Annotated in this window: 20 protein-coding genes and 2 tRNA genes; 8 read left to right on the top strand and 14 right to left on the bottom strand. The window is 63.2% G+C overall.

Annotation, left to right across the window (positions count from 1 at the left end; translation table 11 throughout):
* Position 1: 1 nt before the first annotated feature.
* Positions 2–769, bottom strand: a complete 768-nt coding sequence (locus tag N911_RS0108030; RefSeq protein ID WP_051694089.1) for a DUF1538 domain-containing protein — start codon at positions 767–769, stop codon at positions 2–4.
* Between the two features lie 217 nt (positions 770–986).
* Complete coding sequence (locus N911_RS0108025) at positions 987–2,675, bottom strand: potassium channel family protein (protein ID WP_029896031.1); 1,689 nt, start codon at positions 2,673–2,675, stop codon at positions 987–989.
* 348 nt (positions 2,676–3,023) lie between these two features.
* Here N911_RS0108025 and N911_RS0108020 point away from each other — a divergent pair, with 348 nt between their 5' ends.
* Complete coding sequence (locus tag N911_RS0108020) at positions 3,024–4,904, top strand: APC family permease (protein ID WP_051694087.1); 1,881 nt, start codon at positions 3,024–3,026, stop codon at positions 4,902–4,904.
* Positions 4,905–5,077: 173 nt separating this feature from the next.
* Here the strand turns inward: N911_RS0108020 and N911_RS0108015 are convergent, their stop codons facing one another.
* The 3 genes from N911_RS0108015 to N911_RS0108005 form a co-directional block, all read right to left on the bottom strand.
* On the bottom strand, positions 5,078–5,929 hold the full coding sequence (locus tag N911_RS0108015; RefSeq protein ID WP_029896028.1) for a glycine betaine ABC transporter substrate-binding protein: 852 nt from the start codon (positions 5,927–5,929) through the stop codon (positions 5,078–5,080).
* Positions 5,930–6,014: 85 nt separating this feature from the next.
* On the bottom strand, positions 6,015–7,373 hold the full coding sequence (locus tag N911_RS0108010; RefSeq protein ID WP_029896022.1) for a radical SAM protein: 1,359 nt from the start codon (positions 7,371–7,373) through the stop codon (positions 6,015–6,017).
* Between the two features lie 13 nt (positions 7,374–7,386).
* On the bottom strand, positions 7,387–8,643 hold the full coding sequence (locus tag N911_RS0108005) for a M24 family metallopeptidase (protein ID WP_029896016.1): 1,257 nt from the start codon (positions 8,641–8,643) through the stop codon (positions 7,387–7,389).
* 180 nt (positions 8,644–8,823) lie between these two features.
* On the opposite strand from N911_RS0108005, the gene N911_RS0108000 reads away from it, so the two are divergent.
* Positions 8,824–9,723: a LysR family transcriptional regulator gene (locus N911_RS0108000; protein WP_341860298.1), complete on the top strand. Its 900-nt coding sequence runs from the start codon at positions 8,824–8,826 to the stop codon at positions 9,721–9,723.
* A 119-nt stretch (positions 9,724–9,842) separates the two neighbouring features.
* Here N911_RS0108000 and N911_RS0107995 read toward each other — a convergent pair whose 3' ends face one another.
* The 6 genes from N911_RS0107995 to N911_RS0107970 form a co-directional block, all read right to left on the bottom strand.
* Positions 9,843–10,916 (bottom strand): sensor histidine kinase, encoded by a 1,074-nt coding sequence (locus N911_RS0107995; protein ID WP_161781611.1) that lies wholly within the window; start codon positions 10,914–10,916, stop codon positions 9,843–9,845.
* Between the two features lie 17 nt (positions 10,917–10,933).
* On the bottom strand, positions 10,934–11,404 hold the full coding sequence (locus N911_RS0107990; RefSeq protein WP_051694085.1) for a hypothetical protein: 471 nt from the start codon (positions 11,402–11,404) through the stop codon (positions 10,934–10,936).
* Positions 11,405–12,257: 853 nt separating this feature from the next.
* Positions 12,258–12,335 (bottom strand) — tRNA-Glu (locus N911_RS0107985).
* Between the two features lie 16 nt (positions 12,336–12,351).
* A tRNA-Gln gene (locus N911_RS0107980) sits at positions 12,352–12,426 on the bottom strand.
* Positions 12,427–12,713: 287 nt separating this feature from the next.
* The gene (locus N911_RS0107975; protein ID WP_341860297.1) at positions 12,714–13,151 is read right to left on the bottom strand and encodes a hypothetical protein; all 438 of its coding nucleotides are present in this window, start codon (positions 13,149–13,151) and stop codon (positions 12,714–12,716) included.
* A 20-nt stretch (positions 13,152–13,171) separates the two neighbouring features.
* The gene (locus N911_RS0107970; RefSeq protein ID WP_029896010.1) at positions 13,172–13,657 is read right to left on the bottom strand and encodes a DciA family protein; all 486 of its coding nucleotides are present in this window, start codon (positions 13,655–13,657) and stop codon (positions 13,172–13,174) included.
* Positions 13,658–13,910: 253 nt separating this feature from the next.
* Here N911_RS0107970 and N911_RS0107965 point away from each other — a divergent pair, with 253 nt between their 5' ends.
* Together N911_RS0107965 and ahcY are read left to right on the top strand one after the other, a co-directional pair.
* Positions 13,911–14,837: an ArsR/SmtB family transcription factor gene (locus N911_RS0107965; protein ID WP_029896008.1), complete on the top strand. Its 927-nt coding sequence runs from the start codon at positions 13,911–13,913 to the stop codon at positions 14,835–14,837.
* Positions 14,838–14,840: 3 nt separating this feature from the next.
* The gene (gene ahcY, locus N911_RS0107960; protein WP_029896006.1) at positions 14,841–16,271 is read left to right on the top strand and encodes an adenosylhomocysteinase; all 1,431 of its coding nucleotides are present in this window, start codon (positions 14,841–14,843) and stop codon (positions 16,269–16,271) included.
* A gap of 665 nt (positions 16,272–16,936) precedes the next feature.
* Here the strand turns inward: ahcY and N911_RS0107955 are convergent.
* The 3 genes from N911_RS0107955 to N911_RS0107945 form a co-directional block, all read right to left on the bottom strand.
* Positions 16,937–17,713: an IS3 family transposase gene (locus N911_RS0107955; protein WP_051693969.1), complete on the bottom strand. Its 777-nt coding sequence runs from the start codon at positions 17,711–17,713 to the stop codon at positions 16,937–16,939.
* Positions 17,710–17,982 (bottom strand): transposase, encoded by a 273-nt coding sequence (locus tag N911_RS0107950; protein WP_029895442.1) that lies wholly within the window; start codon positions 17,980–17,982, stop codon positions 17,710–17,712. Before N911_RS0107950 ends, N911_RS0107955 begins: the two co-directional genes overlap by 4 nt.
* A gap of 107 nt (positions 17,983–18,089) precedes the next feature.
* Positions 18,090–19,229, bottom strand: a complete 1,140-nt coding sequence (locus tag N911_RS0107945) for a heparan-alpha-glucosaminide N-acetyltransferase domain-containing protein (protein ID WP_161781610.1) — start codon at positions 19,227–19,229, stop codon at positions 18,090–18,092.
* Between the two features lie 144 nt (positions 19,230–19,373).
* Here N911_RS0107945 and N911_RS0107940 point away from each other — a divergent pair, with 144 nt between their 5' ends.
* From N911_RS0107940 to N911_RS0107925, 4 genes are all read left to right on the top strand, one after another.
* Complete coding sequence (locus N911_RS0107940) at positions 19,374–21,452, top strand: heavy metal translocating P-type ATPase (RefSeq protein ID WP_237559916.1); 2,079 nt, start codon at positions 19,374–19,376, stop codon at positions 21,450–21,452.
* A gap of 376 nt (positions 21,453–21,828) precedes the next feature.
* Positions 21,829–22,092, top strand: a complete 264-nt coding sequence (locus N911_RS0107935; RefSeq protein WP_029896001.1) for a transposase — start codon at positions 21,829–21,831, stop codon at positions 22,090–22,092.
* A gap of 120 nt (positions 22,093–22,212) precedes the next feature.
* Positions 22,213–23,508: an IS5 family transposase gene (locus N911_RS0107930; RefSeq protein WP_237559957.1), complete on the top strand. Its 1,296-nt coding sequence runs from the start codon at positions 22,213–22,215 to the stop codon at positions 23,506–23,508.
* A gap of 53 nt (positions 23,509–23,561) precedes the next feature.
* Entirely contained in the window at positions 23,562–24,338 is a 777-nt protein-coding gene (locus N911_RS0107925) for an IS3 family transposase (RefSeq protein ID WP_051693969.1), read from the top strand.
* The last annotated feature ends 84 nt before the right edge of the window (positions 24,339–24,422 follow it).

Below are 24,422 nucleotides of genomic sequence, written 5' to 3'. Positions count from 1 at the left end.
CCTAGTTGAACACCAGCACCCCGTAGCCCATGACGAAGATCATGGGCAGGAGCGAGGCGAAGGCGATGAGCCCGAAGCCGTCCAAGAGGGGGCTGCGGCCTTTGATGATGGAGGCGAGGCCCACGCCCAACGCGGCCACCAGGGGCACGGTCACGGTGGAGGTGGTCACGCCGCCCGCGTCGTAGGCGATGCCGATGATTTGCTCGGGGGCGATCAGGGTCATGAGCATGACCAGCACGTAGCCGCCGATGATGAGGTAGTGGATGGGCCAGCCCTTGAGGATGCGGAGCACGCCGATGAGGATGGCCAACCCCACGGAAAAGGCCACGGACAGGCGAAGCCCCAGGGCGTACTGCTCCATCGCCTGCTGGCCGGAAGTGATGAGGCCTCCGGTGGAGGCGATCTCGGCGGCCTCGGCGGCCACGGCGATGAGGGCGGGTTCCGCCACCGTGGTGGAGAAGCCCAGGGCGAAGGCGAAGGTGAGCAGCCAGAAGAGGCTGCCCTTGCGGGCCAGGGCGTGGGCCATGTTCTCGCCGATGGGAAAGAGGCCCATCTCCAGCCCCAGGACGAAGAGCATGAGCCCGAGGACCACCAAAAACCCGCCGAACAGGGCTTCCAGCATGTCCGGCAGCGGCTGCTGGATGACCACGCCCTGAAAGAAGGCGATGACCAGGATGATGGGGAGCAGGTCCTTGAAGGCGCTCCACAGCTTGGTGCCGAAGGCGCGCCCCAGGAGGCTTATTTTCCGTATGCCGGGCGTCTGTTTCATGTCCATTTCCGGAGCGCGCCGCGCCGGCGTGCGCGGGGGACGTTGCGCGCGCCGTGGGTGATTGAGCCGGATGCCGCGAGCGTCCGGGGAAGATCAGGAGCGGGCTGCGCGGACAACGCCGTGCTTGGCAAGAATTCGGTCATCTCCAGCCGCTTTAGTGGCATTTGGCCGGAATGACAAGACATGACGCCCCGATGGCCGCGCGCCGCGGTGCGGATCATTCCGGAAACCTGGCCATGAACCGGCGCTCGGATTCCGCGTCGCCGATGACCAGCAGGGAGTCCCCGCTCTTGAGTTTCGTGGCGGGATCGGGATTGATTTCCAACCCGGCTTGGCGGTCGATGCCGATGACGCTGCAGCCGGTATCCTCCCGTATGCCGCTGTTGATAAGGGCCTTTCCGGCCAGGGAGCTGTGCGCCTTCACCCTGAAGATGTTCAGCCCCTCGGTCAGGGTCAGCACCTTGCCCGGGCTGAGCAGATTGATGACCGTGTTGGCGGTAATGGTGGAATAGGACATGACCAGGTCGGCCCCGGCCTTGTGCATCACGGAGATGCTGCGGTCCTGGGTGGCGCGGCTGATGATCTGGATGTCCGGCCGCAGGCGGCGGCAGTAGATGGTCAGGTAGATGTTCAGGTCGTCGTTGTGGGTGGTGACGAACACCGAGGGCGCCTCCTTGATGCCCGCCCGCACCAGGGTGTCGTAGTCCGAGGCGTTGCCGGGCACCCAGTTGGCCGCGTCCGGAACCCGTTTGGGGTTCTTCTCCACGATGCGGTACTCCACGTCCCGTTGCCGCAGGACTTCCGCCGCGGCCTGGCCCACCCTGCCGCCGCCCAGGATCAGCACCGGGGACGAGACCGGCGGGGACTCGCCAACAAGTTCGTCGTAGGCCTCCAGCTGTTCCGTGGTCCCGGCCAGAATCAGGGCGGCGTTGGGATCGATGACGGTGTCCAGCTGGGGCGGCACCATCCGGCCGCGCTGCCACAAGCCCACCACGTTCATGCCGGTGGATTCCCGCAGGCCGCTGTCCTGGATGGAGCGACCGGCCAGCGCGGTTCCCCGGGCTGGGGCTTCCGCGATGTGCAGATCCCCGAGACTGCCGATGACGTTGCTCTTTGTGCCCGTGCCGAGGATGCGCCGGGCAAGCATCTGCCCGAGCATGTGCATGAACTGGTACGTGTGCTGCGCTCCGGCCAGCTGCAGAATATCCACCGAGTCCCCGGAGTCGGCGTTGGCCACTATGGGCACAGTGCCGGTGACTTCCCGGATGGTGTAGGAGGCATGGGTGTTCTTGATGTCGTCGCTCAGGGCCACGATCATGGCCGCCTGGTGCGCGCGCAGCCGCTGGTATGTCTGGGTGGCGTCGTACTCCCCCACCACCACCCGGAATCCCTGGTCCACCAGTTCCAGGGCCTGGGCCACCTCGGGCACCAGGATGCAGTAGTCATAGGAGAAGCGGCGCAACCGCATGGCCAGGCTCAGGGCCGCGGCCCCGGCTCCGATGATGAGCAGATGTCCGGAAGTCCGCTCCGGCAGCTCCCTGGGGGCCCTGGATTTGGTCTGGGCCTCCAGGAACGGGGCGTAGAAGAACTGGATGAAGGCGAAAGGCAGCATGACCAGCAGGAACACGATGCCAGTCAGCAGGACGATGGTGGAGAAGAGCCTGCCGACGTCGCTGGTGAAGGTGATGTCGCCGAAGCCGAGCGTGGACATGACCGTCAGGGTCCAATACAAGCCGGTCATCCAGGAGAACTGCTGCCCTTCGCGCTCCATGAGGACGTGGAACAGGACGCTGTACAGGGCCACGAAAAAGACCAGCACAAGGACGAACTTGAGCAGGGAGCGCAGGTTGCGCCTGGCCCGGCGGTCCTGCAGCAGGTACATCAACTGGGACGGAATGAACTTCATGCCGCTTCCTTGTCCGGGCCAGGAAATCAGGCCGGCTTCGCATTGTGTGAAAGCTTCGCCACCCCGGTCGTCCCGCTTTGCTCCCGGTCCCGCTTTCCGGTTATTCCAGGCGATTTCACGCCCCCGGCGCCGACTCCTCGAACGTCGCCGCTCCGCAGCAATATCCAATCCGAAATGGGGAGGCAATCGAACAATGCGCGCTTTCTTCAGATAAGCGGCGGGTTGAACGAAGTCAGCGGGAGGTCCGCGTTCCCCTTCGGCAGGCTCGGCGGCGCCGCTTGTCATGGCCGGGCCCAAAAACCGCGTCTTTCCGATTGCTCATCGGGCTGTTTCGGCTATATAGGAGGGATGAGCAAAGAACCCCGGGACAGTACCGAGCGGCCGGACCCCAAAGGTGGCCTGAAGAAAGACCTCGGGCTCGGAGCCGTCTTGTGCATATCGGCCGGGGCCATGATCTCGTCGGGCTTGTTCATCCTGCCCGGCATCGCCCACGCGCAGGCCGGACCGGCCAGCGTCTTTTCCTACTTCTTCGCCGGGCTGGTGGCCTGCTGCGGCATGCTTTCCGTGGCGGAGATGATTACGGCCATGCCCAAGACCGGCGGCGACTACTTCATCGTCACCCGCACCCTTGGCCCGGCGGTGGGCACTGTCACAGGGCTGCTTGTCTGGTTTTCCCTGGCGCTCAAGACCTCCTTCGCCCTGCTCGGACTCTCGGTGTTTGCCGGCCAGGTCATGCCCTGGCACCAGGAACTGGGCGGCGTGGGCCTGTGCCTGATCTTTTTGCTGCTCAACATCGTGGGCGTCCGGCAAGCGGCGTTTCTCCAGTACGGCGTGGTCATCGGCGCGGTGCTGCTCATCGTTCTCTACTGCGGTGTGGGCGTACAGCATGTTCACTCGGACCACCTGCTGCCTTTCGCCCCCCTGGGCTGGCATGCGGTATTCGCCACCTCCGGGCTTATCTTCGTGTCCTACGGAGGTTTGCTGAAGACCACCGCGGTGGCCGAGGAGGTCCGGGATCCCGGGCGCAACCTGCCTCTGGGCATGATTCTCTCCCTGGTTGTGGTGGTCCTGCTGTACACTGTGGCCGTCTTTGTGACCTCGGGGGTTCTGCCGGGGGACGAACTCAACATGTCCCTCACCCCCATTTCCGACGGGGCGGATGCCATCATGGGCCAAACGGGCCGCCTGGTTTTGAGCGTGGCCGCGTTCTTCGCATTCGTTTCCACGGCCAACGCGGGGCTCATGGCCTCCTCGCGCTACCTTCTCGCCTTGAGCCGCGACCATCTCGCCCCGGAAATCCTTGGCAGGGTCAACACGCGGTTCAGCACGCCCCACATCGCTCTCCTCTTCACGGCGCTGGTGATCATCGGCTCCCTGTTCCTGGAGACAAAGGCCTTGGCGGGCGCCGCGTCCACAGTACTCATCGTGTCCTACATCCTGGCCAACCTGTCCGTGATCATCCTGCGCGAAAGCGGCCTTCTGCATTACAGGCCCGTCTTCCGGGCCCCACTTTACCCGGTGCTGCAGGTGCTTGGCATATTGGGATCGGTGTTCATGCTGTCGGAGATGGGTATGAAGGCCTTGGTCCTGAGCCTCATCCTCGTCTTTGCCGGGCTGTTTTTTTATTGGTTTTACGGCCGTATACGCTCCAACCAGGAATACGCGCTCAAGCGCATGATCTCCCGCATCACCCATGAGGAGCAATTCGGCGAGGAGCTGGAGCGCGAACTGCAGAACATCGTCCGGGAGCGGGGAGGCATCGCTGTCGACCGTTTCGATGAACTCGTTGAAAACGCCTTGTTTTTTGATCTGAACGAAAAGATGGAGGTTTCCGGAATCTCCACCAAGGTCGCCGACGCCCTGGCCGGCAAGTGGGGGATCGCCCCCTTGGAGGCCGCCGCCCGGGTAAGTGAACACTTGGCGAGAAACACCCTGGACGAGGTCGTGCCGCGTATCGCTGTCGGTGAAGTCGACATAGACTGTCAGGGGGTCTACGACCTGGTAATCATCCGGGATAGACAATATCTGGAAAGCGAGCGGGGAAAGTTCCACGCCCTGTTCCTGATCGTGACGTGCAAGGGCGAGGAAAGGCGTTTCGTGGAGACGGTGGCGGCCCTGTCCCAAATCCTCCTGCCCGCGGAATTCGAGAAAGAGTTTCTCGAGGCCAAGGACGAGCGGCGCGTGAAGGACCTGCTTCTTCTGGGGACCAGGCGCAGGGGGTGGTTGTAGAGTCTCGGGCAAGAAGCGCGAGCAGCCAGGGCGACCCGCCCGCCCATGCGCCCGGCTGGGTACGCGAGGGCGGATGCTTCAGAAGAAGGGGGCCGGCGGATGCTCCCGCCGGCCCCTTCGATGCGTTGCGTGTTCGGATCGGTCGGAAACCGGCCGTCCGATCGCGCGAAGCCTTACTCGAACCAGGAGTCGACCAGGTCCTTGTTGGCCTTGATCCATTTGGCCGCGCCCTTTTGCGGGTCCTCGGCCCGTTTGATGGTGGCGATGAGGTCGCCAAGGGTGGCGTCGGTCATGAACCATTCGTTCATCCAGTCCAGCACTTCCCCGAAATCCTTCTCAAAGCCCTTCCTGGTGATGAAGAAGATGTCGTCCCCCTCGCCGTAGACGTTCTTCGGATCCTCCAGATACTTGAGGTCGTACTCGGCAAAGGCGTAGTGGGGGTTCCAAAGGGTCACGACGACGGGCTTCCCTGCCTCGTAGGCGGATTGCAGGACGCCCAGCATGGCGGGTTCGGAGCTTTCCACGAACTCGTACGCATCGAGTTCGTATTTCTTGACCGCTTCGCGCGTCAGCTCGTTGAGGCTCGACCCGGAGTCGATGCCCACGATTTCGTTGTCGAATTTCCCCGCGTTATCGGGAAGCTCGTCCAGGGAATCGACGTCCACGTAGGACGGCACCACCAGGCCCAGGCTGGCGCCCTTGTACCAGGCGCTCTGGATGTCGAAGTCGTCGCCGAACTTCTCCACCAGCGGCTTGTCGGAGTTGGGCAGCCACACCTCCAGGCCGACGTCCAGGGAGCCGGAGGCCACGCCGCCGTACATGACGCCGTTGCCGACCTCCATCAACTCGACGTTGTAGCCGCGCTTTTCCAGCAGAATCTTCCACATGTTGGAGACGGCGACGTTTTCGGCCCAGTTGTTCACGCCGAAGCGCAGGGTTTTCTCCTTGGCCATGGCGGGCTGCGAAATGCCGGACAGGACAAAGGCCAGGGCGGCCAGCGCGATTATTCCTTTCAACCTCAACATACGTTCCTCCTTGTTTGCGGTTGCCCACTCGCTGTGGGGGACGCGCCCTTCGCCGCATGTCAACCGGCGGCGAGGCGCGATCCGGTTAAATTCGTTGTATTATGTAGAGATGGACCGGGTGCCTGCTGAACGTCTTGAGCCGCTTGAACTCGAACAGGGTTCTGGCGGAGGGCTCGGTAAAGCAAAGCGGCGACATGTAGACCGGGACCGTGCCCCCGGGGCCGCCTTCCCCGGCAAGGTCCAGAAACGCGGGGATGTGGCCGGACGGGAGCTGTTCGTCGAAAACGAAATTGGCCGAGCACTCGATTCCGCCGTGCTTGTGGTTCACCGCCCGCATTCTCTGGAAGCACCGAACGACATCCTCGCTCCGCAGGGGTTTGCCGATGGAGTCCAGCGTCTCCTGGTCCGCGGATTCCAGGCCGACGTTGATGAAGACGTTGGCCCCGCATGCCCCCAGTTTTTCGAAGAAGCGGTCGTCCTTCTTCAGGAAGGACGTGACGCTGGCGAAAAGAAAGACGTTGGCGCCCCGCATGTACGCCCTGTCGATTCCCAGGCGGTTTTTGGCCTCCTGGATGGCGAAGAGGACGAGGTCGCCGGCGGCGTTCATGGGGTCGTGGTCGCCGAGGAACACGGCGTTGTAGTTGGCCAGGTCGCGGCCGTAGAGCGTGGCGAGCTGATCGAGCCGCTCTTCGATGTCCGCTTGCGAGAGGCTGGAAAACGGCCTGGCGTTCTTCACCGCGCAGAAGCCGCACTTGTGCAGGCAGCCGTGGGAGATGTTCAGCGGGATAACGTCGTAGTCCACGTGGCGGGCGTCCGGCGGCAGCACGGAGGGCCGCCCCCCGCAGGCCTCGAACAGTCGCTCCGCCTTGGCTCGCAGCCGCTCGGGCGTGTTCTCCACGGCTTCATTCAGGAACCGCTGGAACCGCTCGGGCAGGCCGTCCGCCGAGCGCCGGACCTTGTCCAGCTCGTCGAACCAGCCGGTGGCCAAGCGCCACACAGCCGGGTTGGTGAAGGGGTCCCCGCCGAGGATGTTGTTCGAGTCGTAGGGGAGGTTGGGCAGGTAGTACTCCCCCACGGTCTTGAACACCTCGCTGTACGGCTCCGGAATCCTGAAGGAGACCTGCGCCGGGAAGGACGCGTCCGTCAGCGTCTCCCACGACCCGGCGTACCCTCCGGTGGAGTAGTAGACCCAGTCGTTTCCGGCGGTGCGCTTGAGGTATTCCAAATCGCTGGGCCAATCCGGGTCGCGTCCCTCGGCCCGGACGACCTCGCTGTTCAGGTTGAACTGCAGCAGCGCCGAGTCGGTCTCGATCTCGGAGTACAGGCCGTATTTGACCGGACGCCGCTGCTTGACGTGGGCGTCCTCCCCGCGCTTGTTCAGCGTGATGCGGAAGCCGTCGCCCGCGAAGGTCTCCGGTTGCGGATGTTCAGAGTCCATGAGCATGAAGCCGGGTCCTCTACTTCAACAGTTCTTCTTCAAAGGGGTAGTGGGTGAGCAGCCTGGTTCCCTCCTCGGTCACCAGCAGCTGCTCCTCCAGCTTGACGCCCTCGCGTCCGCCCTTTTCCCCGATGTAGGATTCCACGCAGAGTGTCATGTTCGGCTCGATGACACCGTCGTACCCCGCGTCCGGGAAGTCCGCCCGGTGGTAGAGGTATGGGTACTCGCCGGACATGCCCACGCCGTGGGCGGAGAGGTAGTACCGGTTGGCGTGGTATTTCTCCGGGATGTCCCAGGCCTTTTCCGCGTACTCGCGAAAGGTCATGCCCGGCTTGATGATGTCGATGTTGTGCTGGATCTGCTCATGGGCGACCTTGTAGAGGGTGCGCTGCTCCTCGCTGGGGGCGTCCGGGCCCACGTGGAAGGTGCGGGAGAAGTCGGAGTAGTAGCCGTGGCAACCCACCACGTCGGTGTCGAAGCCCACCAGCTCGTTCTCCCGGATGACCTTGTTGGCCGATTCCTGGAACCAGGGGTTGGTGCGCGCGCCGGAGTTGAGGAGCCGCGTCTCGACATAGTCACCGTTCAGGGCGATCACTTCCTGATGCAGTATGGACCACAGCTGGTTTTCGGTGATGCCGGGCTGGATGGCGCCACGCATTTTTCCGGTGGCCTGCTCCGTGGCCTGGAGCGAGGCGATCATGCACTTGATTTCCTCGTCGGACTTGATGCAGCGGGCCATCTCCACCGGCTGCTGCGCGTCCACCACGGGAACGCCGCACTTGGCCATCTCGATGGCCACCCCGGCGTTCATCCGCTCCAGGCCGATCCGGAGGTCCGGCCCGGCGAGTTCCTTCATGAGCGCGATCATCTTGCGCGCCCACTGCGCCTCCCGCTCCTTGATGTGCGGCCCGGCCGCCACGAAGCTGGCCGTTTCCGAGGGGCGGACCTCGTCGATGGTCTCCAGCCCGTCGGCGAGGTGAAGGCAGCCAGTAAACTCGAAGAGGATGCTCCTGTCTTCAGTGAGGAGGAGGTAGCGGGAGGGGGCGTTGCGGGACGAGAAAACCTGCATGTTGCGGGCGCCGGTGGCGTAGCGGATGTTCACCGCGTCGGAGAGGATCAGGGCGTTCACACCGTACCGCTTCATCTGCTCCCGCACACGGCCGAGCCGGTACTCGCGGACGGCCTTCAGGTCGATGCCCGCGCTCTCCGGGGCCAGATCGATCAGATCCGGCCAGTTCATGTTCCCGTCGTCCGTGTGCCACTCCATGAGGGGCATGGTTCTCCTCCGGTTCGGTTCCGGCCCGTGCGGGGCCGGGGTAGTGTTTCCAGGCTTTGATTGGCGGCATCCTATCCACCACTTGGCTGACTACAAAGCTAGGAAGTATCCATTTTTTAGATAGGTCGTGGACCGTCGGCGCCAAGCCGTGTAGGCTGCCGGTGGGTCGTTGTTGAGCAGTTGGAGGAGCGGGCTTTGATTTCACTCAATTTTTCGCATCTGCAATGCTTTGTGGCGGCGGCGGAGACCGGGTCCTTTTCCGCTGCGGGGCGCTTGCTGGGGAAGGCGCAGTCCGGCGTCAGCACCGCGGTGGCCAATCTGGAAATCGACCTGGGGACGCGGCTTTTCGACAGAAGCAGGAAATACCTGCGACTCACGGAGGAGGGCGAAGTCCTGCTGCGCGACGCCGTGGGTATCGTGCAGGGCGGGGAGAGGCTGAAGGACCGGGCCCTGTCGTTTTGCGCGGAGGAGGACACGCACATCCGCCTGGCGCTGGACGAGGGGGTGCACAGCCAATTCGTCGAACAGTTCCTCGCGCCCTTCGAGAGCGGGTTTCCGTTTACGGAACTCGACCTGCAGACCGGGATATTCAACGACGTGGAAGAGTGCGTGGCGTCGGGCAAGGCCGACCTGGGCCTGTTGATCAGCTCGGGAATCCCCAAGCGGCTGGAGGCCTACAAACTGCTTTCCTATGTTTCCTTCCACGCTGTGGCCGCCGCGGACCACCCGTTGACCGGAAAGGAAGCCGTGACCATCAGCGACCTGGAGGATGAGCGGCAACTGGTCGTCACCAGCCGGGGCGACGGAAAAGACACCGAAGTGACCCACTTCAGCCCCAAACGGTGGCTTGTGGACAGCTACGGCGCGTGCGCTTCGCTGGTGGAGCGGGGGATGGGGTGGGCCTTCTTCCCCGCGACCATCCTGAACGACCCGCTGGTCCAGCGGAACATCCAGCAGATATCCCTGGAGCTGGAAATCCGCGAGCACGCCTCTCCGCTGTACCTGATACGAAACAAGAACAGGAAGGTGGGCAAGGCGGGCCGCTGGCTGCTCCGGAAGCTCGGTGAATACGCAATGTGACGGTCGGCCCCTGGAACCGGGGCAATCCGACGCCGCCCAACAGGCCGGGTCATGCGCGGCTGTCGCGGATGCCTCGCGCCATGCCCGGGCGGAGTGCGATGGAAGGCGATGCGGGCGGGTCAGTCCGCGCAGGGCAAGTGCAGAGAGAAAGTCGCGCCTTTTCCGGGTTGGCTGTCGAAAGCGATGTCTCCGCCGTGAAGCTCGGCGATCTCCTTGGCGAAGGACATGCCCATCCCGGCGGAGAACTGCTTGGTGCTGAATGTGGGATCGAAGATGCGATCAGAAGATTCCGGCGGTATTCCAGACCCTTCGTCGGACACGGCAAAGGACGCCACCCCGCCCTCCCGCGTCAGGCTCAGGCGGACCACATCACCTGGCTCGGATGCTTCCACCGCGTTGATGACAATCTCGCCGAGGGCCATGGCGAGCAATTCCTTATCAACAAGGACAAGTGGCCCATCCTCTTCGGCACACTCCAGCTTCACGCCGGACTTTCTGGCGTAGTCGGAGTTTAATCGCACGGCCTCCCTCAACACGTCCCCTGCGTGCATGGACTGCAATTCGGTTTCGATCTGCCCTTGGGTTTTCAGGATGCTGCCTATCAGCCCTTCCAGAGAGGCCGCCTCTGAATAAATGATGTCCGCTTTTTCCCGTATCTCGTCCGGGGTCGCGTCGTCCGTCCCAATGAGCCGCGCAAAGCCGCCGATGGTTTGCAGCGGGTTGCGTGTTTGGTGGGCGATGCTGGTGACTGTTTTGCACGCCAAATTTTTTCGTTCCAGCGAGACAATGCGTTCCTGGTTCATTTTCAGCCGCTGGTGCGCGTCACCGAGTATGTTGTAGGACCGTTCAAGTTCTTTTGTGTAATGCCGAATGATGTCCACGCCCTCTTCAACCTTTTTATAGAAGAGGGATACGGAGGCGATGATGATGAAGGTTGTCGTGTTGGCCGTGCCTGAGATGGGCGCGATGCGAAGCCATGTGTCCATGCTTCCTGTGCTGAGAAGTATAATCCGCGCCAGGTGGCCGAACCCGCGACTCAAGGAAAAGGCGGCCAGTGCCATGGTCAGGGCCACCAGATAGGACCACATGAGATTGTCCGGTTCCTTGCGGGACAAGCGAAGTGCGAAATTGAGAGCGACCACGGCGAGCAGGATCATGCAGGTCGAGCCAAGCGTATCGACGATCCAGATCATGTATACGGGTGGTTCCGTCATGCCGAAACTTCCTTCAAGAAACTGCGGAGGCCGAGAACGAAAAAGAGCATGGCGGGAACAGCCAAAAGATGGTCAAAAGACAGGAAGTAATACAGCAGGGCGATGTTGCCGAGCTCGCTGGATATGGTCATGGTCCATGGATTGTCTCCAACAAAAGGGGCAACATCCAAATAAAGATGCACCAGATGCGCTGAAAAGGTGGCGGCATTCCACAGCGCGAACAGCAGGCAGGAAACGCGAAGGTAGAGCCTGCCCCGGCCCTTGGGAAGCGCGCTTAGCCCCAGGCCAAACAGCAGCAGAATGGAAGTGAGGAAAAAGAGGAAGTGCCCAAATTGATGGACGTAGAGCCCCTCGGGAGCGGGATGCACCTGCAGGGCTGCGGCCGGGCTTGCGGAGCAGATGATAGCGGCGACCGCAAGCGCGATGAGCAGCGGCGAGCGGGCGGCTTGTGGACCCTGGTGAAACATGGGCAACACTCCACGGCGTATCGGATGCTACGAATGCGCGTCTGGTTCAGTCCTCTTGGCCATGTCGTGTCCCGCGCATGGAAACCACTGGCTCCATGTGTCGTGCCCTGAACGGTGGGGATGCGCTAGGCGAGTGAACGAGGACGAGGAATTGTCCGGGAGAGGGGAGACGGGATGGTCGGTCCGCCCAGGGTTCCGGGATGGTTGACCCTGGGGCGCGGGGCTTTTGTGGGGCGGGCCGGACGGGTGGCCCCGTGGGAATCCTTGCCTTGCCGGAGCGGCCATCGGCAACAGCCCCTCTTGCCTGAAACAGGGCGCGGCAAAGTGCCGGGCCCCAGGCGCATCCCTGCGGAAAGTAGCGGTGAGGGCGTGACCCACTTGTCCCTCCTTGCCGCGGCACGTGCGGATAGAACAAAAGACTCGGAATAAGGATAGCACGCGCGGTGGAGTTTGCGAAGCCGAGAGCCGCTTATCGGCAAAGTGGGGAAACGGGTCGGAAGGTCAGCAGTCTTTCTTGAAAAAGGAGTGTTGCTTCCAGGGAGAGGCTGTCGGGAATTACCGCCCACGTACCAAGAAACATTGGCCCCAGGCCAACCCCGCTCTTTTTAACCCCGCAATCGAACTCATTCGGCCAAAGCAACGAAGGTTCCAATTTCCCCAGCACCTCCCCTCGAGCTAACATGAAGGGCAGTCCAATGGTGCCGCCCCGCAAACTGTGAGCCGTCGCCGGACCTCCAGCAGTTAGGCGAGCGGAGCGAGTCGTACGGGATGAAGAGAGCCGCGAAGTACTGCGGCAATCCCGGCAAAATAAAAGAAGGGGCTACTCGGTGAGCAGCCCCTTCGGGATTTACTTTGGCGTCCCCAGGGGGATTTGAACCCCCGTCGCCGGCGTGAAAGGCCGGTGTCCTGGGCCGGGCTAGACGATGGGGACGCTGGTAAAAAAAAGTTGGCTGGGGGACTAGGATTCGAACCTAGGTTAACGGAGCCAGAACCCGTCGTCCTGCCAGCTAGACGATCCCCCAGCGCGCGAGAGAAAGCTTGTAAGGGCCTTGGCCTTGGCTGTCAACCCTTTTTTGGGGAAGATTTTCAGCCGGCTCCGGGGCCGCTTTGCAAGGCCTCCAACGTCCCCGGCACAAGGGGTCGGCCCCGTGAAAGGAGAGGTGAGAGCGGTGATTTCGCCGCACCTCGGCCAAAGGCTGCCCAAAAAGACGGTGGACGCACGAAAAGCGCGCCCCTCCGCCGCCTGTGGCGGAGGCGGAGGGGCGGCGCGTTTTCGCGGAGGCGTCCCGCGGGGCCTGTGTCCGGTCCGCTAGGCGGACTTGGCCAGGCGGCGGGTCTGCTTCTTGAGCTTGGAGATGCGCTTGCGCAGGCGGTCCCGCTGGGCGGGGTCCTCGGTCTGGTCGCGCTGCGCCTTGAGGTCGCGCATGGTGCTCTTGAGCTCCAGGATCTTGCCCTTGTTCACCTCGGCGGCCGTGGGCTCGGTCTCCAGACCGAACATCTCCTTGATGGTGGAGATGATCTCCTCCTTGCTCATGGAGGAGACGCCCTGGATCATGGGCAGCTTCTCGATGCAGAGATCGCGAAGCTCCTTGGCCGTCATCTTCTCCAGGTCCTTGCTCAGTCCGAGTTCCTCGAACTTGATCTCGTAGGACCCGTCCTCCTTGACCTCGCCGATGCCCTTCTTTTCCTCGGTTTCGGCGGCCTCGGTCTCCACGGCCTCTTCCTGGACCTTTTCTTCTTCGCTCATGGCTTCCTCCGGTAAAACCTCTATATCTTGCCGAACCGGCGGAGGTAGGCGCGGTAGCTCCTGCCCACCGGATCGTCGGACTCCTTGAGACGCTCCAGCCCGCCGAGATTCTCCGGCGGCCGGGGCGCTGGGCGGGCCTTTTGGGGGCTCGCCGCCCGCTCGACATCGAGCGGAACCCGGTCGTGTAGCAGTTCGAATGTGGCCTTGTCAAACAGCTCCCGGCCCAGGAAAACGTTGCATTTGGTGACGATGTCCGGGGCCAGGAAGGACAGCTCCTGCATGACCATGGGGCCCTCCGCGCCCAGTACCAGCGTGCGGCCGCGAATTCCCAAGGGGCGGACCATGTCCGCCAGCTCGTCGCCCAGCACCTCGCGCCAGGAACGCCACAGGCGCACAGCGTCCGTTCGCTCCGAGCCGCCCATGCGCTCCAGCAGGGAACGCACCTCGTCACCGGCCGCCGCGGCCCGGCCCTCGGAGTTGTCGCGAGTTCGTTTGCGCCAGGTCATTCGTCGCTCCACATCCGCCGCGGTGGCTTGCCAACGCGCCGAGTCGCCCGGGTGCATCATCATATAAGATCGCGCTCGAGTCGAGACCGAGCCATCCCGGCGGTCCGTCCCGGGGCAAATATCTCAGCCACTGGCGGCACGTCCCCCCTATGTTCTTCCGTCCGCCAAGGCAACCACCAAAAGGCCCCTTGACGAGGGCCGGGGAAGCGTGTAGCTCTCTTATCCATACATCAACATTGATTGATATTGCACTATGGAAATACTTAGATACAGCAAGGCGCTGGCCGACGAGACCCGCGTCCGCATTCTGGCCGTGCTCATGGAGCGCGAACTGAACGTGGGCGAGATCGTCCAGGCCCTGGGTCTTCCACAATCCCGCGTTTCCCACCATCTCGGCCTGCTGGCCGAGGTGGGCCTCGTCCAGCCCCGCCGCGACGGGCTCTGGGTTTTTTACTCGGCCGCCGACCAGGGCAGCCAGCAGGAGTACCTGGAGGCTGTCTCTCCTTTTCTGGAGGAAGGCCCCCTGGCCCGCGACCGCGAGGCCGCCCGACACGTGGCCGAGCGGCGCCGCGACGAGACCCGCCGTTTCTTCGACGCCATCGCCACGGACTGGGAGTGCTTCTCACGCGAGGTGCTGGGCGACCTGGACCTGGGCGGCCGGGTGCAGGCGCTCCTGCCGGAGTGCTCCACCGCCGCCGACCTGGGCTGCGGGGACGGCGCGCTGCTGCCGTCGCTGCACCAGCGGGCCGGGCGCGTCATCGGCGTGGACCACTCGCCGGGCATGCTGCGGGCCGCCCGCCAGCGCCTGGGCGACGTGGACTGGGCCTCCCTGCGCATAGGCGAGCTTGAGCACCTGCCCCTGCGCGACGCGGAGGCCGACGCGGCACTGATTTGCATGGCCCTGCACCACCTTTCCCACCCCGCCGAGGGGCTGACCGAGTCGGCCCGCACCATCCGGCCGGGCGGGACTCTACTGGTGGTCGATTTTGATAAGCACGGCAAGGAAGACATGCGGACCCGGCACGGCGACCGCTGGCTCGGCTTCTCCGAGGACGAGCTGGCCGAACTGCTGCGCGAAGCCGGACTGACCCCGCTTCCCGCGTTGGCCGAGGAACTTCCCTCCGGCCTGCGCCTTCTCTTCCAGCCCGCACGGAAACCGCACGAACACAAGGAGACTTAAGACATGAGCGTGCAACCCCTCGACCTTTCCCTGGATTACAAGATCGCCGACATTTCCCTGGCCGACTGGGGCCGCATGGAAATGGAGATGAGCGAAAAGGAAATGCCCGGACTGATGGCCCTGCGCGAGAAGTACGGCTCGGAGAAGCCCCTCAAGGGCCTCAAGATCGCCGGCTCCCTGCACATGACCATCCAGACGGCCATGCTCATCGAGACCCTGACCGCCCTGGGCGCGGACGTGCGCTGGGCCTCCTGCAACATTTTCTCCACGCAGGACAACGCCGCCGCCGCCATCGCCAAGTCCGGCTCCGCCAAGGTATTCGCCTGGAAGGGCGAGACCCTTGAAGAGTACTGGTGGTGCACCGAGATGTGCCTGACCTGGCCCGACGGCTCCGGCCCCGACCTCATCGTGGACGACGGCGGCGACGCCACCCTCATGATCCACCTGGGCGCCAAGGCCGAGAAGAACGCCGCGGTGCTGGACGAGGGCGACACCGACTCCGCCGACTACATGGCCCTGGTGGGTCGCCTGAAGGCCTCCATGAAGGAGAACCCCCAGAAGTGGACCAAGATCGGCGAAGCCTGCAAGGGCGTCTCCGAGGAGACCACCACCGGCGTGCACCGCCTCTACCACATGCTGGACCAGGGCGAGCTGCTCTTCCCGGCCATCAACGTCAACGACTCGGTCACCAAATCCAAGTTCGACAACCTCTACGGCTGCCGCGAGTCCCTCATCGACGGCATCAAGCGCGCCACCGACGTCATGATCGCCGGCAAGGTCTGCATGATCTGCGGCTACGGCGACGTGGGCAAGGGCTGCGCCCAGGCCCTGCGAGGCATGGGCGCCCGCGTGCTGGTCGCCGAGGTGGACCCCATCTGCGCCCTGCAGGCCACCCAGGAAGGCTTTGAGGTGACCACCATCGAGGACGCCATCGACGAGATAGACATCTATGTGACCGCCACCGGCAACTGCAAGGTCATCACCGGCAAGCACATGGAAAACATGAAGGACCAGGCCATCGTCTGCAATATCGGTCACTTCGACAACGAGATCGAGATGGCCCACATCGAGAAGTCCGACAAGTGGACCTGCACCACGGTCAAGCCGCAGGTGGACAAGTGGAAGTTCGCCGACACCGGCCGCGAGATCATCGTGCTGGCCGAAGGCCGCCTGGTGAACCTGGGCTGCGCCACCGGCCACCCGTCCTTCGTCATGTCCAACTCCTTCACCAACCAAGTGCTGGCGCAGATGGAACTGGCCAAGGGCGATCAGAAGATCGACGTCAAGGTCCTGCCCAAGCACCTGGACGAGGAAGTCGCTCGGCTCCACCTGGACCGCCTGGGCGCCAAGCTCACCAAGCTGTCCCCGGACCAGGCCTGCTACCTGGGCGTGGACCCCATGGGACCCTACAAGTCCGAACACTACCGCTACTAAAATGTGTTGTCCCCGCCCCCGCCCAGGGTAGGGGGGACTCACACCGGAGAGAGGCTTGACGCGAACGCCTCTCCCTCCATCCGGTCACGCCCCGAGGGAAGCTCTGCCCAGGTTTCCCTCGGGGTTTTTTGCGGCGGGTGGTGAGGTGACACCTCACCACCCGCCGCCTTTTGAGAAAGCGGGAGAATGGGGGGTGGTTGGCGGGGGTGGTGGTTCAGGGCATTGGGGGAGGAAGGAAACCACTTTTCCAAAAGTGGTTTCCTTCCTCCCCCAATGCCCCCACCATCCTTCCACAAAACGTTTTAGCGCTCGCTTCGCTCGGGGGCGTGGAGCGTACGTAGTGCAGCCGGGCGACAACAGTCCAATTCCGCGTTCAACGCATGTTGAACCAAACGGCCGGGGTGGGAATATACCGGCCGAGGGAAATCCATTGGCCTATTCGCCTATTCGCCGGAGTGCTCCCTTGCCGCGCTCCTACTCGCCCCATCCCGCGAACACACATGCAAAGTGAGTTTGCCGCGGGTCCAGGGCCGCGACTAAATCGCCCCGGAGGGCGATTTGGAGCAAGCGCGGAGCGCTTGGCCCGAAGGGCGAGGGCCAAGGAGGGCCCGAGTAGTCATGCCCTGGTCGCCCGAAGGGCGAAATCCTCATGTACTGCCCCCGGTTTAGCAAGCCTTTTTTAAGAGAGTCCGCGAGTTGATCAGTTCCTGCTCGGTTGTCACCGGGGTTTTATACCCCAGCGCCGAGTGCAGGTAGCCTTGGTTGTATTCTTCGATCCAGGAGCCCAAGGCTTGGCAAAAGGCCGTCGGGCTACGCCATTCATTAATCCAGACCAGCTCTTCCTTCATGGTGCGCATGAAGCGCTCGGTGTCGGCATTGCCTTTTGGGTTGTTGTAGCTGGTGAAGGCGAGTTTGATGTCCATGACGCGGCAAGCCTTCATGAAGCTCGCCGAGGTCGGCTGGCAGCCGTTGTCGGCCATGAGATGAAGACCGCCGTCGCGCACGCCTTCGGGGAACTGCCTGCCGACAGCCGCGTTGAGCGCCGAGAGCCAATGCCACGCCTTGGCCTGGTCGCCGGCGTAATGGCCGACGACCTTCTTGGTGCGCCAATCAAGCACAATGACCACGTACAGCCAGCCGTAGCCGTCAATCTTGATTTTGGTCATGTCGATACCCCACCACTCGTTGGGTCGCGTGGGCCGGGGCTTGACGCCGGTCGGCCTGCGTTTGGCCTTGAGTCGCAGGTTGGGCTTCACCGTGAGGTCATGCTCGCTCATGAGCCGGTAGACGCGATTTTTGCCGACGACTACGCCGTCCACGAAGCGCAGAAACGCCCAGACCCGACGGTATCCCCAGAACGGATGGTCGGCCTTGATGCCGCGAATGCGGGCCAGGAGGTCGGCGTTGCGCTCGGCGACCTTTGCATATGGTCCACGCTTCATCCGAACGGCCCGCTTTTTTTTAGCTCAATGGTCAACTCACCGATCAGGCTTTTGAGCTTCATGTTCTCGCGCTCAAGCTTGGCCGTACGCTGTGCGCCGTGCTCGGTCTCGAACGCTTTGTGCGCCTGGGCAAGGAATTGATCGCGCCACTTGTAGTACTGGTTCTGCGAGATGGCGTACTCGGCGCACACTTCGCCCACGGGTCGTCCTCGAAGGCCTTCGAGGACGACCCGAGTCTTCTGCTCCGGGGTCCACTTCCGTCGCTTCATGGCAAACCTCCTGCCTGTTGAGAAGCCACGGACTTCCACTTAAATCAAGGCTGTTTCAAACTGGGGGCAGGATACTCATTCTTCCCTTCTTCCTTCTTCTCTCCCTCTTAAAACAGCCTCCACATCGAGTTTGGGGGGCGGGTGTGTTTGAGGCGGTCCCAGGTTTTGGCCAGGGGGTAGAGGGCGGCCAGGCAGAGGGCGGTGGCCAGCAGGGGGAGCCAGAGGGTTTCCGTGAGCGGTTGCAGGAGTGTCTGGGCCGCGGCCAGGAGCCAGAGGTGGAGGATGTAGGCCAGGAAGGGGGCGCGTCCCAGGGAGGCGAGCAGGCCGGAGCCGGGGAAGCGCGGGAAGCGGGTGAAGGTGAAGAGGAGCAGGGCGCAGAGGCCGAGGGTGAGGCAGAGGAAGGTTGGGCTGGGGGGGTATTTGACCACTTGAAGGAAGCCGGTGAGCCCGTCTTCCAGCGGCGGCAGGGTGCGCAGGTTGGCGGACATGCCGCCCCACAGCCGCAGCACGGGGAAGAGGGCCAGCAGGCCGATGCCGGTGGGCAGCAGGGTGCGCAGGGAGGTGAAGGGCCGGGCGGCCAGTTCCCGTCCCAGGGCCATGCCGATGAGCACCACCCCGGCCCAGGGCAGGATGGGGTAGTTGACGAAGGCCTCGCCCATCTGGCCGGGCAGGTAAAGCAGGGAGGAGGCCAAGTCCACCGGACCGCCGCCGGGCGCGCGGATGGTGAGGGTGGCGGTGGTGGAGATGAAGAGGGCTCCCAGCGGCGCGGTGGCGAAGGAGGGCAGCACGGCCATGGGGCCGAGCAGGGCCAAGCAGACGCCGAGCATGGAGAGCACGCCGAAGTAGGGTGCGAAGGGCGACGGAGCGGTTCCGGCGATGAAGTCCGGCAGCATCCAGGCGGTGTTGGCCAGGAGGAACTGAGCCAGGACCAGGATGAGGCCGCGCACGGCCAGGGTGGAGGCGCAGCGGAAGGAGGTCCAGCCCTGGGACATGCGGTTGTGGGTGAAAAGCACCAGCCCCGCGCCCAGGCAGATGGCGAATCCGGGCGCGGCCGGATGGCTGAGGAAGCGGAGCAGGAAGACCCCGGTTTCGGGGTCGGGGAAGGGGCCGTACCAGGTTTCCCCGCCCGCGTAGAGGCCGCCGGAGAGGAAGTGGACGGCGTGGTCCATGACCATGAGGGCCACGCACAGGCCGCGCAGCAGATCCAGTGGTGTGAGCCGGTCGAAGCGGCTGGGGGCGGTCGCCATTTGGCGATTGTGCCACGGCTGCACCGCGAAGGCCAGAAACACGCTCCTTGGCGCGCGAGGGCCGCCGCGTTGCCCCTGTTCCGAAAGACGTGGTACGTTGGTTGCCTGAATCATGCGCGAAATGCACGCGAAGGAGGCTTTCCCTTGACTCGCGACAACTCCGGACACGGCGAACACCACAAACACGACGACCACCAGGGCCAGGGCAACGACCACCAGGGCCACGGCGATCATGGAGGCCACGGCGGCCACGACCACCAGGGCCACCACGCCGCCATGCTGGCGGATTTCAAGAAGCGGTTCTGGGTTTCCCTGGTCCTGACCCTGCCCATCGCCGCCTTCTCGCCCATGCTGGGCGGCCTGCTGGGCTACGGCGAGGCCCTGGACATCCCGGGGCGGCTGCCGCTGCTTTTCGCCCTGTCCACGGTGGTCTTCTTCTACGGCGGCTGGCCCTTCCTCAAGGGCGGCGTGGACGAGGTGAAAAAAGGCCAGCCGGGCATGATGCTGCTCATCGGCCTGGCCATTGTGGTGGCCTACGTCTACTCCGGGCTGGTCACCTTCGGCCTGCCCGGCAAGGTCTTCTTCTGGGAGCTGGCCTCCCTGATCATTATCATGCTCCTGGGCCACTGGATCGAGATGCGCTCGGTCATGTCCGCCCAGGGAGCCATGCAGGAACTGGCCAAGCTCGTCCCCTCCACCGCCCACCGCCTCAAGGAGGACGGCTCCACCGAGGACGTGCCGGTCTCCGACCTGAAGCGGGGCGAACGCGTGGTGGTCAAGCCCGGCGAAAAAATCCCGGCCGACGGCCAGGTGGCCGAGGGCTCCAGCTCGGTGGACGAGTCCGTGCTCACCGGCGAGACCAAGGCAGTGGAGAAGGGCCAGGGCGACGAGGTCATCGGCGGCGCGGTCAACGGCCAGGGCTCCCTCACCGTGGAGGTCCAAAAAACCGGCGAGGATTCCTTCCTCTCGCAGGTCATGGAGATGGTGCGGCAGGCCCGCGAGTCCAAGTCCCGCGCCCAGGGGCTGGCGGACAAGGCAGCTGGCTGGCTCTTCTACATCGCCCTCGCCGCGGGCGTCCTGACCATGATCGCCTGGCTGGCCCTGGCCGGGAGCGACTTCGTCTTTTCCCTGGAACGCACCGTCACGGTCATGATCATCACCTGCCCCCACGCCCTGGGGCTGGCCATCCCCTTGGTGGTGGCCGTGTCCACCACCCTGGCGGCCAAGCACGGCCTGCTCATCCGTAACCGCACCCCCTTCGAGGCTGCCCGCAACATCCAGGCCGTGCTCTTCGACAAGACCGGCACCCTGACCAAGGGCGAGTTTGGCGTGGACCGGGTCATCCCCTTGGCCGACGCGGACGAACAGGAAATCTGGAAGCTGGTCGCAGCCGTGGAGGGCCGCAGCGAGCACCCCATCGCCCGGGCCGTGGCCGATGGCTACCAGGAAAAGCACGGCCAGCCGCCCCGGGCCGACGACTTCGACTCCATCCCCGGCAAGGGCGCCAAGGCCACCGTGGACGGAACGGAAATCCGCATCCTCTCCCTCAAGGCCGCAGGCGAGGCCGGGCACGACCTGCAATCCGAGGAAATCACCAAGGCCCAGGACGCGGGCATGACCGTGGTGGCCGTGCTGCGCGGCGGCTCCCCCATCGGCGCCGTGGCCCTGGACGACCAGGTGCGCGAGGCCTCCAAGGAAGCCGTCTCCCGCCTCAAGGACATGGGCATCCAGTGCATGATGCTCACCGGCGACAGCAAAAACGTGGCCGAGCGAGTGGCCAAGGAACTCGGCCTGGACGACTGGTTCGCCGAAGTCCTGCCCGACCACAAGGCCGACAAGGTCAAGGAAATCCAGGGACGCGGCCTGTCCGTGTGCATGACCGGCGACGGCGTCAACGACGCCCCCGCACTGGCCCAGGCCGACGTGGGCGTGGCCATCGGCGCGGGCACAGACGTGGCCGTGGAAACCGCCGACGTGGTCCTCGTCCGCTCCGACCCGCGCGACGTGGCCGACATGATCCGGCTCTCCGGCGAGGTCCGCAAAAAAACCATCCAGAACCTCTTCTGGGCCACCGGCTACAACGCCTTCGCCATCCCCCTGGCCGCGGGCGTCCTCTGGTGGGCCGGCATCGTCCTCTCCCCCGCCGTGGGAGCCGTCATCATGTCCCTCTCCACCGTCATCGTGGCCATCAACGCCAAGTTGCTGACCTTCCCGGAAGAGTAGGGGGAGAAGCATTTCGCCTTCGGCGACCAGGGGGCTGCGCGCCCCCTGGACCCTGCGGCAAAGTAACTTTGCATGTGTGTTCGCGGGATGGGGCGAGCAGGAGCGCGGCGAGGGAGCACTCCGGCGTAGTTGCGACTGAGGTATTCGAACACCCGGTAGAATCCCACCCCGGCAGTTTGGCTCCACATGCGTTGAACGCGGGATTGGGCTGTTGTCGCCCGGCTACACTACGTACGCTCCACGCCCCCGAGCGAAGCGAGTGACAAGCGAGTTTTTGAAGGAGTTGGGGGTGTGGGGGAAGATATCCTGCCCCCAGTTTGAAACAGCCTTGATTTAAGTGGAAGTCCGTGGCTTCTCAACAGGCAGGAGGTTTGCCATGAAGCGACGGAAGTGGACCCCGGAGCAGAAGACACGGGTCGTCCTCGAAGGCCTTCGAGGACGACCCGTGGGCGAAGTGTGCGCCGAGTACGCCATCTCGCAGAACCAGTACTACAAGTGGCGCGATCAATTCCTTGCCCAGGCGCACAAAGCGTTCGAGACCGAGCACGGCGCACAGCGTACGGCCAAGCTTGAGCGCGAGAACATGAAGCTCAAAAGCCTGATCGGTGAGTTGACCATTGAGCTAAAAAGTCGGCCCTGAAAAACATCCATGCCACTGAAAAAAATTAACAAAGTGTAGCATTCAATGTATCATTCTCGACCAGGAACTGTAGTGATTCTGCAAGAAACCGGTCGCGCCGTCACCGGTTCGGGAGTGATGATGAAGGCCAAGCCAGCCAAAAGCGATCAGGGCAATTTCCTCTACGAGGACCTCATCGATCAGCTCAATCCCAAGGACCCGCTGCTCAAGCTTGCAGCGAACATCCCCTGGGAAAGGTTCGAGCAGGAGTTTTCTAGCCTCTATAGTGAGTATGGTCGTCCAGCAAAGCCCATCAGACTCATGGTCGGGCTCATGATCCTCAAGCAGCTTGAAAATCTGAGCGACGAGCGTGTCATTGAGGCTTGGGTCCGGAACCCCTACTATCAGGCCTTCTGCGGTGAGACGCATTTCCGGTGGAGGCTTCCTTGTGACCCCACGGACTTGGTTTATTTCCGCAAACGCATCGGCGAGGGTGGGGCGCGTTTGATCTTCGAGGTCTCGGTGGGTCTGCACGGCGACGACGCCATGGAGCGGGAGATCGCCGTGGACACCACGGTCCAGGAGAAGAACATCACCTTCCCCACTGACGTGAAGCTTCTGACCAAGGTCATCAAGCGATGCAGGGCCATCGCCGAGTTCGAAGGAATCAGCTTGCGCCGCAGTTTCCGCCGTGAATTGCCAGGCCTCCTGCGCCAGCGATTCAAGAGTCGCAAGATCATCAAACGCATTCGGACCATGGCTGGCGTCCTGATCCGCGAACTTGAGCGCAAACTGCCCAAGGATTCGTTGGCCAGGCACAGGGAAGCTATGCAGCTCTTCCGCCGGGTCCATGACCAGAAACGTACCGACAAGAACAAGACCTACAGCCTGCACGAACCGGACGTGCTTTGCATCGGCAAGGGCAAAGAGCACAAAAAGTACGAGTTCGGACGCAAGGCCTCCATCGCCTGGACCAAGACCACCGGTGTGATCGTAGGAGCCATGTCCTTCAAGGAGAACGTTTTCGACGGTCACACCCTGCCGGATGTTCTGGAGCAAGTTTCGCAAATCACGGAATCCTGCCCCGAGGCGGCCATCTGTGACCGGGGTTACAGGGGGCGCAAAAAAGTCGGTGACACGAGCATTCTGATTCCGGGCCGGCCGAAGAAAAGCGACACGCCCTACCAGAGACGAAAGGCCAGGCAACGTTTTCGCAGACGCGCTGGCATCGAGCCGGTGATCGGACATCTCAAACACGACTTCCGCATGGCCAAAAACTTCCTGAAAGGGGCCCTCGGTGATGCGATCAACCTGCTGATGGCCGCAGCCGCGTTCAACTTCAAGAAGTGGATGCGGGGACTGAAGCACTTTTTGTCTCTTTTCGCCCCTTGGCTCTGCTTCGGAACCTGGAGTCGGGGCAGACTAAAGTACGCCTGATTCAATCTGAAAGGCCTTTTTCAGGACCGACTAAAAAAAAGCGGGCCGTTCGGATGAAGCGTGGACCATATGCAAAGGTCGCCGAGCGCAACGCCGACCTCCTGGCCCGCATTCGCGGCATCAAGGCCGACCATCCGTTCTGGGGATACCGTCGGGTCTGGGCGTTTCTGCGCTTCGTGGACGGCGTAGTCGTCGGCAAAAATCGCGTCTACCGGCTCATGAGCGAGCATGACCTCACGGTGAAGCCCAACCTGCGACTCAAGGCCAAACGCAGGCCGACCGGCGTCAAGCCCCGGCCCACGCGACCCAACGAGTGGTGGGGTATCGACATGACCAAAATCAAGATTGACGGCTACGGCTGGCTGTACGTGGTCATTGTGCTTGATTGGCGCACCAAGAAGGTCGTCGGCCATTACGCCGGCGACCAGGCCAAGGCGTGGCATTGGCTCTCGGCGCTCAACGCGGCTGTCGGCAGGCAGTTCCCCGAAGGCGTGCGCGACGGCGGTCTTCATCTCATGGCCGACAACGGCTGCCAGCCGACCTCGGCGAGCTTCATGAAGGCTTGCCGCGTCATGGACATCAAACTCGCCTTCACCAGCTACAACAACCCAAAAGGCAATGCCGACACCGAGCGCTTCATGCGCACCATGAAGGAAGAGCTGGTCTGGATTAATGAATGGCGTAGCCCGACGGCCTTTTGCCAAGCCTTGGGCTCCTGGATCGAAGAATACAACCAAGGCTACCTGCACTCGGCGCTGGGGTATAAAACCCCGGTGACAACCGAGCAGGAACTGATCAACTCGCGGACTCTCTTAAAAAAGGCTTGCTAAACCGGGGGCAGTACAAAGAGGATATCCTTGCCCTGAACTATCACCCCCGCCGACCGCCCTCCATTCTCCAGCGCTTCCCGCTTC

This window comes from Desulfohalovibrio reitneri (genome assembly GCF_000711295.1).
GTDB classification, from domain to species: domain Bacteria; phylum Desulfobacterota; class Desulfovibrionia; order Desulfovibrionales; family Desulfovibrionaceae; genus Desulfohalovibrio; species Desulfohalovibrio reitneri.
The sequence above is the reverse complement of the archived record's forward strand: the minus strand, read 5'-3'. Positions and strand labels throughout refer to the sequence as shown.